At 27.6% G+C, this 16,576-nt stretch carries 12 protein-coding genes; 1 reads left to right on the top strand and 11 read right to left on the bottom strand.

Features of this window, described 5'->3' with window-relative positions; translation table 11 throughout:
• Positions 1-83: 83 nt before the first annotated feature.
• From CLPUN_RS17435 to CLPUN_RS17390, 10 genes are all read right to left on the bottom strand, one after another.
• Entirely contained in the window at positions 84-1,787 is a 1,704-nt protein-coding gene (locus CLPUN_RS17435; RefSeq protein WP_077848519.1) for a ComEC/Rec2 family competence protein, read from the bottom strand.
• A 4-nt stretch (positions 1,788-1,791) separates the two neighbouring features.
• Positions 1,792-4,311 (bottom strand): P-type ATPase actuator domain-containing protein, encoded by a 2,520-nt coding sequence (locus tag CLPUN_RS17430; RefSeq protein WP_077848518.1) that lies wholly within the window; start codon positions 4,309-4,311, stop codon positions 1,792-1,794.
• A gap of 398 nt (positions 4,312-4,709) precedes the next feature.
• Positions 4,710-5,066: a stage V sporulation protein AE gene (gene spoVAE / locus CLPUN_RS17425; protein ID WP_077848517.1), complete on the bottom strand. Its 357-nt coding sequence runs from the start codon at positions 5,064-5,066 to the stop codon at positions 4,710-4,712.
• An 82-nt stretch (positions 5,067-5,148) separates the two neighbouring features.
• On the bottom strand, positions 5,149-6,168 hold the full coding sequence (gene spoVAD / locus CLPUN_RS17420) for a stage V sporulation protein AD (protein WP_077848516.1): 1,020 nt from the start codon (positions 6,166-6,168) through the stop codon (positions 5,149-5,151).
• A gap of 187 nt (positions 6,169-6,355) precedes the next feature.
• A complete protein-coding gene (gene spoVAC, locus CLPUN_RS17415) occupies positions 6,356-6,823 on the bottom strand; it encodes a stage V sporulation protein AC (protein ID WP_077848515.1) in 468 nt (155 codons plus the stop codon).
• A gap of 366 nt (positions 6,824-7,189) precedes the next feature.
• Positions 7,190-7,945 (bottom strand): RNA polymerase sporulation sigma factor SigF, encoded by a 756-nt coding sequence (gene sigF, locus CLPUN_RS17410; RefSeq protein WP_077848514.1) that lies wholly within the window; start codon positions 7,943-7,945, stop codon positions 7,190-7,192.
• Between the two features lie 10 nt (positions 7,946-7,955).
• Positions 7,956-8,387 carry an anti-sigma F factor gene (gene spoIIAB / locus CLPUN_RS17405; protein ID WP_077848513.1) on the bottom strand — a complete coding sequence of 144 codons (432 nt, stop codon included), beginning with the start codon at positions 8,385-8,387 and terminating at the stop codon, positions 7,956-7,958.
• A 14-nt stretch (positions 8,388-8,401) separates the two neighbouring features.
• Complete coding sequence (gene spoIIAA / locus CLPUN_RS17400; protein ID WP_077848512.1) at positions 8,402-8,737, bottom strand: anti-sigma F factor antagonist; 336 nt, start codon at positions 8,735-8,737, stop codon at positions 8,402-8,404.
• Between the two features lie 526 nt (positions 8,738-9,263).
• Positions 9,264-11,579, bottom strand: a complete 2,316-nt coding sequence (locus tag CLPUN_RS17395) for an AAA family ATPase (RefSeq protein WP_077848511.1) — start codon at positions 11,577-11,579, stop codon at positions 9,264-9,266.
• 524 nt (positions 11,580-12,103) lie between these two features.
• On the bottom strand, positions 12,104-13,150 hold the full coding sequence (locus tag CLPUN_RS17390; RefSeq protein WP_077848510.1) for a DNA polymerase IV: 1,047 nt from the start codon (positions 13,148-13,150) through the stop codon (positions 12,104-12,106).
• Positions 13,151-13,378: 228 nt separating this feature from the next.
• On the opposite strand from CLPUN_RS17390, the gene CLPUN_RS17385 reads away from it, so the two are divergent.
• Complete coding sequence (locus CLPUN_RS17385; protein ID WP_077848509.1) at positions 13,379-13,807, top strand: hypothetical protein; 429 nt, start codon at positions 13,379-13,381, stop codon at positions 13,805-13,807.
• A gap of 148 nt (positions 13,808-13,955) precedes the next feature.
• Here CLPUN_RS17385 and CLPUN_RS17380 read toward each other — a convergent pair whose 3' ends face one another.
• Positions 13,956-16,556 carry a calcium-translocating P-type ATPase, PMCA-type gene (locus tag CLPUN_RS17380; protein ID WP_077848508.1) on the bottom strand — a complete coding sequence of 867 codons (2,601 nt, stop codon included), beginning with the start codon at positions 16,554-16,556 and terminating at the stop codon, positions 13,956-13,958.
• Positions 16,557-16,576 lie beyond the last annotated feature (20 nt).

Here is a 16,576-nt window from a genome sequence, read left to right as displayed (position 1 = left end):
ATTCCTCTCCATAACAAATAACTTCTCACTGTAATTAATTACCAATATACTTCTTAAGCATAAACTATATAATTAATTTTGAACTATGAACATACTTCTATTGCTTCGCCATTTATTATAAATATTTTATCTGTAAGTCCATCATTAAAATTTATTATATCATATTCCTTTGTTTCATTTTTATTACCTGCAACTTTTAATAAATATTTTTCTTTTAAAGTTTCCATAACATAATCTTTTCCTTGTGATTTTATATTACAAATCCCTTTTATGTCAACTGATTTCGCCTGTCTATAATTCTTTGTTGCAAAAGTTACACTTGAAAGTCTTTTTATATCAATTTGATTTTTATTAGCAATAAGTACTCTCTCACCTCTATAGCTCACTAAAATAGCACCTTCTTTATAATATCTTATATTAAGAATGGGACTATATATCTGAATTACTATTACTAAAATCGATATGAGAGGAAGATAAATAAATTTTTTATATCCCTTTCTTACAAAATAAAAACTTAATAGTAAAAATAAATAGAAAAAAGCTACATATTCATTTCCATAAAACATTGGCAATGAAACTTTATCAATAATATTAAGCACCCAATCAAAGATTTTTATTATAATCAAATTTATATAACTACAAAAATCAAATAATTTAGGAAATGTATATATAAGTGGTAATATATTCCCTGTAATAACTATCAAATCTACAACTGGAACTAAAAATAGATTTCCAATAATAAAATTTGCTGAAAAATCCTTAAATATTAAGATTAAATACGGAACTGTAAAGACCTGAGCACTAAAAGTTAAACTTAATGGCTCTCTCAATTTAGCAGGTAATTTATATAATACATCAATAATTTTTTTATTAAATAATATTATTCCAAGTGTAGCTAAGTAGGTCAAATGAAATGATATATTAAAAATACTAAAAGGTTGATATATTATCAATATAAGTGCTGAAAGGCACAAAGCTGAAATTGAACTATTATTTCTCTTTAAAATATGACCACCCTCTACACATGCAAGCATTACAAATGATCTTATGCTGGAATAATTATATCCAGTAAATATAACATATATGATTGTAGCTAGAAGTCCAAGCTTTCCACCTAAAAATATTCTTAAAAATCCATATACTATAGCTACATGTAATCCTGAAACACTTATACTATGTATGATTCCTAAGTTTTTCATATCCTCTTTATCTTCCAAATCCAAATAATCAGAATATCCAAAGGCAATTGATGATATTAATCCTGCTTTTCTTTTACCTAAATTATCTTCCAATCTAGAATACATGTTTCTTTTAAATTCATAAAGTTTAGTTATCCAATCTCCTTGAATTTTATTAATCATTTGTGGTTCAAGCTCTCCTACTATTCCAGTACTTTTATCTTGTATATTCTCAAGTTTTCCTATAATCTTATATTTTTCTCCTACATACAAATTCTTCTTATCGATTTTTAATGTTATACTCTTCCCTTCATACATTCCTATAATGCTATAGTTAGTAACTTTTACTATTCTTACTTCACCATCTATCTTATTCGAAATTTTATAGTATGAACAATTTATAAGAATTCCTACTATAAAAAATACAATCATCAGATAAGTAAAACTAAGTCCACAATAATAAAGTAAAAAAATAAAAAGGAAGGTCACAATAAAGATTGTGAGCCCTCCAAGCTTTTCATTCAATCCGTAAGAGATACAGCTAATTGCTAATGTTAAAAAGATATATACTACTGGATTCCCTACTTCTTCTATTTTTTTATTGAACATCAACTCACCTCATTAATGAGTTTTGCCACTTTCTAGCTAAAATTTCAAAAATAATCAAAAATATTATTGAAACTACCAATTCTATTAGAATTATATCTCTAAGTAATATATTATTTATTAAAATAATCCCTATTATAGATAATATAATTATTACAAAGGATACTATTCCCATAATCAATTCATTAGATACTCTTCTTATGGAAGTATTACTATTAAACAATGTAAAAATTAAAATTCCCATAGATAAAATGGTTAAAGGAATTATTGTTGCAACCTTACCATCAACCTTATAAATTGAAATCATAGTAACTATACTTAATACTACTGCTCTTGTTATAACTTCATTATTACTAATAGACCTTCCTCGTTTTAATAGAATTATTAAAGATAATGGAATAAATAAAACTCCATTTATAATTAATATATTCCAAAAATCTAAACTTCCAGCTTGTCCCATTATAAGACTGCCGAGTAGAACTAAAAGTTCTGAAAGAACTGCCATAAAGTATATTTTAAAACCTCTATCTATATTCCTATCAAATACTTTTGAAAAATCTCTTATATTAAAGAAGCCTTGAAGATAATTTTCTTTAATATAAACATCTGACAATCTTTTTACCATTGCAGAAGCCTTTCCTTTACCTATTCCTACATTAGACAAATTAAGTGCTGGCAAATCCCCCAAAGTTTCACCTGTTGTTGCAACTTTATGTCCATCTTTTATAAATAAAGAAACAATTTTTGATTTAATTTCTGGATTTACTCTACAAAATACTCTAACTCTAGAAAGCAAATCCTTTAATTCTTCTTGATTCAGTGAATCTAACTCTATTCCTGCTACTACTTGATTGTTGTTTCTTATTATATTAGCTCTTTTAGCATTTGTTATAGCACTTAATTTACTTTCTTCAGTAAATAAAATAGGTACTATAGCCTTGTCCTTAATACGATTTATATTATTTTCAAGGTTTTCTTCAAGTGGGTTTTCTAATCCGATAACACCAACAAAAACCATATTACTTTCTATATTTTCGGATTTAGATGGCTCATAATTAAAGTTTCTATAAGCAAAACCTTCTGTTATTAATCCATCTATTGATAAATTCATATCAGTTCCTTTTATTACAGCTTTATATTCCTCAGTAAGCTCTCTTTCAACACCTTCAATCATGATATGAGTGCATTTCTCTAAGACAGCATCCACATTCCCTCTAGTATTAGCTCTATATCTTTTATTTATCCTAGTTACAACTGTAAAAAATCTCTTATCAGAATCCATAGGTATTTCTAAAGTTTTGACATTTTTACTATCTATAGATGCTTTATAAATTTTCTTTTTAGCAGCATAATCTAAAAATGCAATTTCATCTAATTCACCTTTCCCATTTTCATTTGCTGCATCATAAATAGCATTATTACATATTAATGATATTTCTACTATTCTATCAAAAGTTATTTCTTTTACATAAGGCTCACTAGTTAATATTACATCATTATTAATAAATATCTTTTTTACAATCATTTCTTTTTTACTTATTGATCCAACTTTATCTATAAATAAAATATTTACATCTTTTATCAAATTAAACACTGAAAAATTTATTATTTCAATATTTTCATTTAAAAATTGTTTAATAACTTTTTTAAAGACAATCCTTGAAATTATGGCAACTGGAAAACATCCAAGTGCAAATAACGCTGTTGAAATATAATTTTTTTGTACGTCTTGTCCTGTGTACACAAAGTATGAACCTATGACTATAATGGCTAAAAAATATATAAATAAATATTTTTCTAAAAATTTTGAAATCATCGCTCCAAAATTATGCTTTCTATTACTTGCATATGTAAGCATTGCCAATATTCTTCCTAACTGAGTTGAAGTTCCTGTCGCAATTACTATTCCAAGCCCCTCTCCAGCTTTTACTACCGATCCCTTAAACAATATATTTTTCATATCACCAAGGGAAGAAACACTTCCTATTATTTTGGTTTCAAATTTTTCTTTATAAAAAGTTTCTCCTGTTATACTTTTTTCATCTACCTTTATATCATTAGCGCTTATTATTCTTAAATCTGCTGCAACAATAGAATTTCTGTTAAACTTTACTATATCTCCAATTACTAACTCTTCTGACCTAACTACTTTTTGAACTCCATCTCTAATTACCACAACATCCTCAGAATTTAACTTTTCTAACGAACTAATTTCTTTATCTCTTTTTATAGTATGTTGTACTATTATTACTAAATTTGCTATTAATAACACCGACAAAAATATGCCAAACAAGTAATTTTTTAACGTAAATAATATTATTGTTATTATTATATGTATAATTATAGATTTTTGCTTTAATGCATTTAAAACATGCTTATAAATGCTACTTCCACTTGGTAAATCAATTTTATTTGTACCATATTTTAATCTTAATGCTTCACAATATTTTTCACTAATTCCTTGCTGAACATTACTATTTAAAAGCTCAACTATTTCCGCCCAGGAATTAATACAATACTTCTCCAAAAGAATCCCACCATTCTACATCACTTTTTAATTTCTTTTTCATAATGATTATACTATAAATTTCCTTTTACATTATATATTATTAATATATATTTTTTTATATTAATTTACAGTATAATTATACGTGTTAATACATTAAAAGGCAAAACTTTAATCTATTATATTATCTTTTCGATTTATAACCATTTTTACTTAATAGCATTTTATCATATTATATAGATTCTTTTATATGTAATATTGTTTTGTATGATGTAGTTAAATGTTCTATATTAATTTTTAATAACATTTATTGAAGCTGTCCAATGGGAAAGTCTTTAGCTTTTCATTAACCCTTAATTTATATTTGTTATTACTTTAGATCTAAAATAATTTACTATTTTATCTAGATTTCTATGCTCTTATTTCTTTGTTTTAGGATTAAAAATAAGTGCCATTAAATATCCAAAAAATATTGAGGCTGTAATTCCTGCCGCGGCTCCTTTAATACCACCCGTAAACGCTCCCCAAAATCCTATTTCCTTTACTTCCTTTATTGCCGCCTTAGATAATGAATTTCCAAAGCTAGGTAATGGAACTGTAGCTCCTGCGCCACCAATATTAACTAATTTATCATACCATCCAAAAGCACCTACTATGGCGCCAATAACAACAAACACCACTAATATTCTTCCCGGTGTTAACTTTGTAGTGTCTATTAATATTTGCCCAATAACACAAATTATCCCTCCAACTATAAATGCACTTATATAGTCCATAAATTTTCATTCCTTTCTGCTAACTTTGCATAAAAAAATTATTATCTGCTATGTTCAAAATTAAATATATTTTTTCCAAAGTTTATTTTATCTCTATAGCAACTGCGTGGGCTATTCCTGGAATTGTTTCTCCTTGAAGTGAAGAAGTTGTACTCATCAGTGCTCCAGTGGAAACTAATAAAACTTTTTTTATCTCTCTTTTCATAAGTTTCTTATATAAGTATCCTGTAAATACAACTGCTGAGCATCCACAACCACTGCCTCCTGATTCAGTTTTTTGTTTTTCATTATCAAATATAATTTCACCACAATCTATATGCTGTTTTCTAATATCATAACCAAATTCTTCAATTAATTTATCAGCAAGTTCTCGTCCTATTACTCCTAAATCACCTGTAGCTATAAGATCATAATCACTTGGTTTTCTTCCTGTATCTTTAAAATGATTTACCATTGTATCGACAGCTGCTGGTGCCATGGCGGCTCCCATATTATTAGCATCTTTTTGACCAAAATCTTTTACCTTCCCGGTTGTTACATGAGTCACTACAGGATAATTTCCTTCATTTCCAAGGATTAATGCTCCAGATCCAGTTACTGTCCATTGGGCTGTTTTGGATCTTTGTGAACCATACTCAAGAGGAAATCTAAATTGTCTTTCTGCTGAACTAAAATGAGAAGAAGTTGTCGCAATAACATATTTAGCAAATCCACCATCCATGATAATTGAAGCTAAACTTAAAGATTCTGACATAGTAGAACATGCTCCATATAGTCCAAAGAATGGAATACTAAATTCTCTTGCTGCAAAACTTGATGAAATTATTTGATTTAATAAATCACCTGAAAATAAATAATCTATATCCTTTTCTTTCAATTTTGCTTTTTTTAAGGTTTCACTTATAGCAGTAAACATCATTTGACTTTCTGCCTTTTCGTAGCTTTCTTTACCTAAAGTATCATCATTTAATATTTGATCAAAATATTCACTTAATGGTCCTTGCCCTTCTTTTGGTCCTACTATAGAATATGCTGCAATTATTTTAGGCGGATTATCAAATTTTACTGTTTGACTTCCTAATTTCTTATTATGAATTTGCATATTATCACTCCTCTACAATTTTACCCTTAAAATCGCTAATTTCTTTTGTTTATACATTAATTTTTATTATATAAAATGGATAATATATTACATTAATATGATCAATCTTTCTCTTCAAATTCTATTTATTAAATAGTAAATTACTCTTCATAATTTACTATTGTAGATTCGTTCTCATCTTTGTTTATTAAAATAATGAAATTATATAGTAAATTATCCCTACAATAACTGAAGTACCAATACCATATACCAAAACTGGCCCTGCAATTGTAAACATCTTTGCAGCAACACCAAATATAAATCCTTCTTTTTTGAATTCTATTGCAGGTGCAACTACAGCATTTGAGAAACCAGTTATAGGAACAACAGTCCCTGCCCCTCCAAATGCTGCTAATTTACTATATATTCCTGTACCTGTTAAAAGAGCCCCTAAAAAAATCATTATAATAGAAACAATGCTTGAAACTTGCTCTTCTGGGAATCCAAAATTTACTGTCATGTTATGGACAAATTGGCCAACATCACAAATTAAGCCTCCAACTAAAAAAGCCTTCAAACAATCTTGAAATATTTTAGATTTTGGCACTACTTCATTTGCCATAGTTTCATATTTCTTCTTAATTTTTTCTTCCTTCATTTCACTCTTACTACTCAAAACTATTCACACTCCTTACTTATCATATTTAAATTTTAACTATTAATTTAAAAATAACTGATTATATTTAAATAATATTAACTTTTTCATTTTAGTAATCTGAATTAATCATCACCGTTAGTGTATAAAACTAAGTTCATCATATAACATAATAATTCACATAAATGTTTAACTTACTATTTTTTAATGTACTTTACCCATATACCTATCATTTGCAAAATAGTAAGAATTACTCGTGTTATTTATTAACAATTATTTTAAGGTAATTTTAGCTTAAACATAAAAAATCACATGTGCAAACTAATTTTAATAATCTTTTTGCAAAATGTGATTTTATTTTTTGCTTTATAGTTTACTTTTTTAATCTTATTCTTCCAATTTTTTTCTCATTTGAGATAACACTTTTTTTTCAATTCTAGATACTTGCACTTGACTTATACCAAGCATTTTAGCTACTTGAACTTGTGTCTTGTCTTTAAAATACCTTAATACTATAATCTGTCTTGCTTTACTATCTAAACTTTGAAGAGCTTCTTTAAGAGCTATTCTTTCAATAATATTTCCATCATCAACGCCCTTTTCACTTAACTTATCTATTAAAAGGACTGGTGCACCATCATCTTGATGAATTGTATCATATAAATATTGCAAGCTATTAGAAGATTCTATTGCAAATAAAATTTCCTCCTTATCAACGTTTGCATAATCTGCAAGTTCCTCTATAGTAGGTGATCTTTTAAGCTTTTTAGTTAAAATTTCTTTGTAGAAGTTCACCTTTCTTGCTAAACTTTTAACATTCCTACTCACTTTTATCATTCCATCATCTCTTAAAAACCTTTTGATCTCTCCTATAATCATGGGAACTGCGTAAGTTGAAAACTTAACATTATAAGTTAAATCAAAATTATTAATAGCCTTAACTAATCCAATTGATCCTATTTGAAATATGTCCTCATAATCATATCCTCTATTTAAGAACTTCTTGCTTATAGATGATACTAATGGTAAATTCATCTCTATGAGTTCATTCATAGCATCAGCATCCCCACCTTTTGCTAAAGCTAATAATTCTGGATTCTTGTCATAATTATAATCCTCTCGTTTTAAATCCTCTTTTTCCATATTATTTCACCTAACTTACCACGTTGAATTTCTTCTTAATTACCACCCTTGTACCAATTCCCTTTTTGCTTTCTACCTGTAATTCATCCATAAATGTTTCCATTACAGTGAACCCCATACCTGATCTTTCTAAATCTGGTCTCGATGTATATAATGGTTCCATAGCCTGATTTATATCATCAATACCAATTCCATTATCAATAATAACTATAATTACCTCATTTTTATTGATTTCTGCTTCGATTTTAACTATTCCATCTTCTTTATTCTCATATCCATGTATTATAGAATTAGTAACAGCTTCAGAGACCGCCGTTTTTACATCATTTATTTCATCAACTGTTGGATCTAATTGAGCAACAAAAGCTGCAACAGCAACTCTTGCAAAGCCTTCATTTTGAGATTTACTTACAAATTCTATACTCATTTTATTATCAGACATGATAATCCCTCCATCTATATGCACCTTACGGCTTCATCTACAGTATTATAATTTTTAATTACTTTATACAATCCTGCTAATTCAAAAATTCTATTAACATTCTTATTAGGTGCTGCAATACAAATCTGTCCACTTTTATTAGATATTTTCTTATATCTACCTAAAACGGCTCCAATCCCTGAACTATCCATAAAATTAACTCCCGAAAAATTTAAAATTACCTTTTCTATGTTATCTCTATCAATTCTATCATCAATCTTTACCCTGACCTCTTCGGCACTATTATGATCAAGTTCTCCACTAAGATTAACTATTAGAATATTTTCATTTTTATCAAAATTTAAATACATACTTATTTAGAATATCTCAAATTAAAATTCTAATTTAAAACCATATACATTTCACATTTATGCCTTTAATAAAACCACCTCTAAAAATACTATTATTCTATTGTTTGCAATTTACTGCCTTTATACTATAATAAATTACTATTAGAAAAGCTCTTTTTGCATTAGCAATACAGACTAAATATTAATATATATATCTTTTGAGATATCCTCATTTCACCTCCTTTATCTTAAACTAACTCTTTTCCATATTTTAACATAAGTTTTCGTTATACGTCAAATCTTTTTATTCCATTTTTTTCTATTTTATTATTATCGAACTACTTAATAATTATAAAATTGTAGCTTTTCCCTCATTTATATGAACTCAACTTTAAAATTAAATTATCTAATAAAAAAAGATATCTTTCGTTAATTAAAAAATCAACTTAACAAAGATACCTTTCATTTAATGACCTTTAAAACTAATAATGTTTTATTTTTTAATAATTTTCCCAAACTTTTTCAGTTTTATATTGAATTTAATGCACTATTTTTCCTTACTCTTTCTTTTTAAACCTTTATATTTTAATATTTCATTATCTATTTCTTTAAAAAAGCTTTTAACAGACTCGCCTTCCTCTAATATTAATACTTCAATTGCATCTTCTAAAGTTTCCATTGTATAAATATGAAATTTTCCTTTTTTAATATCTTCTTCAACTTCACTTCGGAGTATTAATTCATCTGCGTTAGAATTAGGAATTAATACTCCCTTATCATTTGTATTATCTATAATATTACAAACTCTATGAAAGCCTTCAATTTTTTCATTAGCACCACCAATTGCCTGAATTTCTCCAAACTGATTTATAGATCCCGTTACTGCGATATTTTGCCTTATCCCTCGTCTGCTTAGAGCTGATAAAATACAAATTATTTCTGCAACAGATGCACTATCTCCCTCAACCATTCCATAAGTTTGTTCAAAACTCAATTGAAGATCTATGGGAAGCCTTTCATAAGGACTTATTAAATTACTTAAAATTCCTCCAAGTATAGCAATTGATTTTTCATGAATACTTCCACTTAATTTACATTCCTTATGAATATCAATTATTTTGCCATCTCCTATATGAGATAAGCATGTCACCCTCATAGGCTTACCAAAGCTATATGATCCTGTTCCAACTACAGAAAGTGCATTTATTACTCCGACTTTCTTTCCATCTGTAGTTATTAATATCTTTTTATTTTTATAATTATCCAATATATCATCTAATATCTTTTCATCTTCATAAGCTACCTCTATTACATCCTGCTTTTCTATATTTTTTCTATTTTCTTCTTTTGCATTATTATTTGATAAATACAATAATTTATTTATATAATAATCATCTATAGAAATTTTATTCCTTTCCCCTGTAGTTCTAACTAAAAATTTAATGATTTCATCAATTGCATCTTCTTTAATATTTAATAGCTTTTCTCTATTTATCTTTTCCTTAATCATTGCTACTATGAAGTTTCGAGCTGCTTCATTATATTTTACCTCTACATCTGCTTCAATTTTAATTGGAAATATTGTTTTAAAATCTTCATCATTCTCATATAATATTTGAAAATTTTCATAACTCCCTATTACAATAACCTTTACACTAATAGGAATAGTCTCGGGTTTCAGTCCTGCAATAGAAAGTACTTCCAAGTAACTTTTAGTGTAATTATAATTCACATTTCCATGAAGCAATGCTTTTTTCAAATAATAATAACTTAATCCACTACTTATTAAAGACGATAATCTTAATATTAAACACCCTTCATTAGCTTTTAATAAACTTCCCGCACTTATTAAGGAAATATCTGTACTGTACCCGTTATTGTTGTTTTTATACTCAATATTTCCTATTAAATTACCTATAGTTGGATCTTCCTCATAAATAACACTCGGACGATTTCTTTTTGAATTATCAACTATTACATTTACATCATACTTAGATAATATTTCTTTTATATACTCTTCATCTTCTTCTAAATTTATGGTATAACATTCAACTATTTTTTCTTCAACATCAGCATACATCTCACATAAATATTTATATACATCATCTTGAGAAATAAATTGTAACAATAAATCATCCTTATCTTGCTGCATATTCTTTTTTATATAATCCTTATAAAGTTCCTTAAGCTTCTCAATGGATTCTATTTCAATATCTTTTAATGTTTCTAAAATAGATTCTGCTTCCTTTTTTAAATTAGAAGCTTTTTTTTCAATAGTTTCTTGAGTTGGACTTTCTAGTTGATTATATTCATTTTCTGTCATCTCATGTCCTTCTTCTTTTAAAGGTATAAAAACAAAACCTCCACTAGTTGCTTTAACATCAAAATTTTTAGTCTTTGCTGACTTCATGAGCTTAGTTATATAATCATTTCTCTTTTCACTTATATCCTCAATTATTTCTTCCTTTTCATCATCTGATGAACTGCTATAAAAATTCACTGCACATTCAAAATATCTCTCTTTAATATCATCAATCATTTCCTTCAATAAATTACCTTTGCCATTTTGCAAAAATAAAGCTATAGGCTTCAATTGATCATGTGATGTCACGTAACAAATGTCCTTAGGTGGAGGAAAATTTTCATATATATTATTAACGTATTTCATTAGATTTTCTAATTTTTCTTTTGAAAATGAATCCACATAATATATATTGTAACTATCTTTTTGAACACTTAAACCTTTTTTTATCTTACTTAAAGTAGAAGTTATTTCAGTCATTCTATTAATATTACTTTTCTCAATAGTATCTACACAACCTGTACAAAAAATAATTTCTTTTGGAGTTAATTCTTTTTTCATATTTTATACTACTTAGAATTTACCTAAAAACATTCCCAAGTAGACTCCTCCCTAAATTGATATTATACATCGCTCTAACAAATCTTATATTCTTTTCAAAACTATTTGGCTTTTTTATTTATTATATTCTTATATAATATAGAAATTTAATTAGAACATATATAATATTAATATTCTTAAAATGCTAAAATAGATATACTTTTTTCAAACTTTTATGGTCATAAGGAATACCATTATAAACCAACATCAACATAAATTTCTTCTCTTAGAAAATTATATAGAAAATATTTATGCTTAAGAACAAATATAAAACAATATATTCTTAAGCATAAATAAATGATTATAAAATTATTGATGTTTTATTTATTAGTTATACTTCGCAATTGAAAGTTTAAATTATAAAATACAATATACTTCAATATATTAAATAAATCATCTGTGAAATTTATAAATTCTATATGAATAAATTTTAAATAATTATTAGTATAATATCTCATAAACTTTGCGCAATTAACACTTTCTAACTATAATAGAGTTAACTGCTGAACTTGTGTTTCTTTAAAAGAAGATATACTAATTCCAATTAATCTTAATTCTTCATTTAATTCTTCACTTTCTAATAGTTCTTCAGCTGCCTTAAAAATCTCAGCACTAGTTCCAATATAATTATTTAAAGTTTTACTTCTTGTATGATTTTCGAAATATTTAGTCTTATATTTTAAAGTGATAGTTTTTCCACTAATATTTTTTCTACTTAAAACCTCTTCTATTTCAAACGAAAATTCCTTTATATATTCCAATAATTCTTCCTTATTTTTTGTATCGGCCTTTAAAGTTCTTTCTTTTCCAACAGACTTTCTTTCCTGGACAACTTCAACTTTCCTATTATCAACGCCTCTTATTCTATTATATATTTCAGTGCCATTCTTACCCAAATATTCCACATAAAACTCCTTTGGCATTCTATATAAATCCCTAATATAATATATTCCCATATTATTAAGCTTAATAACTGATACTTTCCCTAATCCATGAATTTTTGATATAGGAAGTGGTAATAATATTTCTGGTATCATTTCTCTTCCTATTTCTTTAATTCCATTTGGTTTATTCCAATCTGAAGCAAGTTTTGCTAGAAATTTGTTATAGGATATTCCAATAGATAAAGTCAATTCAACTTCCTTATAAACTTTATTTTTAATATATCTTGCAGCTTCCATTCCATCTCTAAATTTTCCTTGAGACAAATCTAAAAAGCCCTCATCAATAGATACCTGTTCAACTAAAGGAGTAACTTCGCTAAGTATTTTAAATACCTCTTGCGAAACCTTTGTATACTTACCATATCTCCCTGAAACATAAATCCCATTAGGACACCTTTCTCTAGCCATAAACATGGGCATAGCTGAATGTACTCCAAATTTTCTAGCTTCATAAGAGCAAGTTGATACAACTCCTCTCTCACTTACACCGCCTACAATAACAGGTTTGCCTCGAAATTCGGGATTATCCCTTTGCTCGACAGCGGCAAAAAAAGCATCCATATCTACGTGTAATATTTTATTTTCCATTTTATATAGCTCACCTCATTATTATATTCTTACAACTTACTATCTCATTAAATAAATTCAGAAGCCAAACATCTGTTTACTTTTCTAATACTCTTATTATACCCAATCAAATGAATACTTAGCAACAATAAAAAGCTACCTATTATTTCACTTCATATGGTATAATGATAACGTATTATAAGTATAATATCGTTATCATCGATATTTTTATGTAAAGGAGCAATTATAATGGGTTTTAAAGAAAAATTAAGTAGTAAATTTGGTAACTACTTTCAAAATGCTTATATGGAGAAATATGGTGACAGAATTACAAGTATATCTGGAACTATTCTATCTGTAAAGATTATTCCAAAAAGTTACTTTATATTCCATAGATTAATGGTTGAAATGGTTGTTAAACCTGAAGTTGGAAGAACAGTTGTTAAGTGTTGGTATAAAAAAAATAGATGGTTTAAAAAACCTGAATTCATAGCTGTAAAGCAAGGTCATAAGGTTATTATTATGGGTGTTACTGGCGAAAAGGATAGTAAGAAAGAAAATTCACAGGAAGTTCAAATTATGAATGTACTAAATCTTACAACAAAGAAGGATTTAGTACCAATAGATCACAGTCAAATAAAAAAGTCACGTCAACAAGCAACAAAAATGAGAAGATAGGCACATATATAAAGTGTGAAGCACAATTAGGAACTTATAAAATAATTACATTCCATAAGAAAAGTTCAAGAATCCAAATCTTGTATTTGAATTCTTGAACTTTTTTAAGGTTTATAATTCATTACACCTTGTGAATTATGCATCATTTTTATTTTGATTTAATTAATAAATAAACGCTATTAATAAACGCAATTATCCCAGAAAAGAACATTACAATAAGCCATTGATTAATAGATAATGCTACAGTGTGAAATATTCCTTGTAAAAATGGCACATATAATACTGCACATATTAGTATTATTGATATCATGACTGCTCCAACTAAATATGGATTTGTAAACAATTTTATTTGGAAGATTGAGTGTCTTTCTGATCTACATTCAAATACATGTATAAGCTGAGACATGACTAAAGTGCATAAAGCTAATGTTCTACAAGTCTCTAAATTCATTTTATAATATCTACCTGCCATAAATGCTAGCAAGGTACAAAGGCCTATTAATGAGCCTCTAATTACAATCTTCTCAACTAATCCTCTAGCAAATATACTTTCTTTCTTTTCTCTTGGCAGCTGCCTCATTATATCCTGCTCTGGTGGATCAACCCCAAGTGCTATAGCTGGAAGCCCATCTGTCGCCAAATTTACAAGCAGAATTTGTATTGGACTTAATGGATTAGGTAAATAAAAGACTGTTGCTAAAAACATTGTTAAAACTTCACCTAAGTTACAAGATAATAAATATCTTATAAACTTTCTTATATTATCATATATTATTCTACCCTCTTCAACAGCTGCAACTATAGTAGAAAAATTATCATCCATGAGAATCATAGAAGATGCTTCTTTAGTTACATCTGTTCCCGATATTCCCATTGCTATTCCTATATCTGATTCTTTAATAGCTGGTGCATCATTTACACCATCCCCTGTCATAGCAACAATATTTCCCTTTTTCTTAAATGCTCTTACAATTCTTAACTTATGACTAGGAGAAACCCTTGCAAAAACTCTTATTTTTTTTATTTTTCCTTCCAATTCTAAATCACTTATTGCTTCTATTTCTTCACCTGTCATAACTTGCTCAGAGGTATTACATATGTTTAAAGATTTTGCTATAGCAAGTGCAGTATTTTGATGATCTCCTGTTATCATAACAGGTTTTATTCCTGCAAGCTTACATTTTAAAACAGCATCTCTAGCCTCTTCTCTTGGAGGATCTATGCTTCCTGCTATCCCTAAAAATATTAAATTTTCTTCGATTCTTTCTCCTTTTATTAAATTATCTTCTTTATATGCTCCTGCAATACATCTTAATGCTCTTGATGACATTGCTGTAATAAAATCAGCTACTTGCTTTTTCTTTTGATATGTGAACGGCTTGATTTTATTATTTTCTAATATATAGTCACATCTTTCTATTACTCTTTCTGGAGCACCTTTTACATAACAAGTTTCCTTTTCTCCTTCTCTAATTACAACTGACATCATCTTTCTAGTTGAATCAAAAGGTATATCAAATACTCTGTTTGCACCATTTAAAAAAGCTTCAAGTTCTTTAACTTCATGAAAAAACATATTTATTAGTGCTGTTTCTGTTGGATCTCCATGAAGTGCTTCATCAATTTTTTTCTTAGTAAAATCATAATTACAATCATTACAATAAACAAGTGCCTTCTTAAGCTTTCTTTCCTCATTTAACCTTTCTTTTTCAATTTCATAGATTCTACCGTTTAAGTAAACTTCCTTTACTGTCATTTTATTTTGAGTTAAAGTTCCTGTCTTATCAGAACATATTACAGAAGTACATCCTAAAGTCTCTACTGCTGGTAATTTCCTTACAAGAGCATTTTTCTTAAGCATTCTTGATACACCAAGCGCTAATGAAACTGTAACAATAGCCGCTAATCCCTCTGGAATTGCTGCAACAGCAAGACTTACCCCTAACAAAAACATCTCAGTTATATCATGTCCTCTCATTATTCCCATTATAGTAACAATCCCACAAATTATAATGCAAATAATAACTAAAATTTTCCCTAGAGAATCCAACCTTTTATTTAGAGGTGACTTTTCTTCTTCAATATTTTGAATCAACTCTGCTATCTTTCCCATTTCAGTCTTCATACCTATACAATCAATTTTAAATAATCCTTTTCCTTTTACAACTGTAGTTCCCATAAAACCTGTATTATTTTTGATCGTTTGCTTCTTTTCATTTTGAGATTTAGAATTTGAATTATTAATCTTATATTGTTTAGCATCTTTATTCACGCCAACTGATTCACCCGTTAACAAAGATTCATCTACAACTATTCCTGAACTTTCAATAAAAAATCCATCTGCTGGTATTCTATCTCCTGCTTCTAAAATAACAATATCTCCGATTGTTAAATAAATTGAATTTATAATCTTTAAGCTTGAATCTCTTAAAACCTTACACGTTGGAGCTGCAAGCTCCTTTAATGCCTCTAGCGACTTTTCTGTTCTAAATTCCTGAATAAATCCAAGTATTGCATTAATAACAATTATTATAAGTATAGTAACTGCATCTGCCTTATCCCCAATAATTCCTGAAATTAATGTTGCTGCAATTAACACCCAAACAATAAAGTCATTAAACTGAGATAAAAATATCTTAAGTGCTGATGCTCTATTATTGTGTTTTAATTCATTAAGTCCAAATTCCTTAATTCTTTTTTCTGCTTCCTTGGTAGTAAGACCATCTGTCAACTCTTTTTCCTGTATCACAACTTCTCCTCCTATATATA

This window comes from Clostridium puniceum, assembly GCF_002006345.1.
GTDB classification, from domain to species: domain Bacteria; phylum Bacillota; class Clostridia; order Clostridiales; family Clostridiaceae; genus Clostridium; species Clostridium puniceum.
This window is presented reverse-complemented; position numbering and strand designations above follow the sequence as displayed.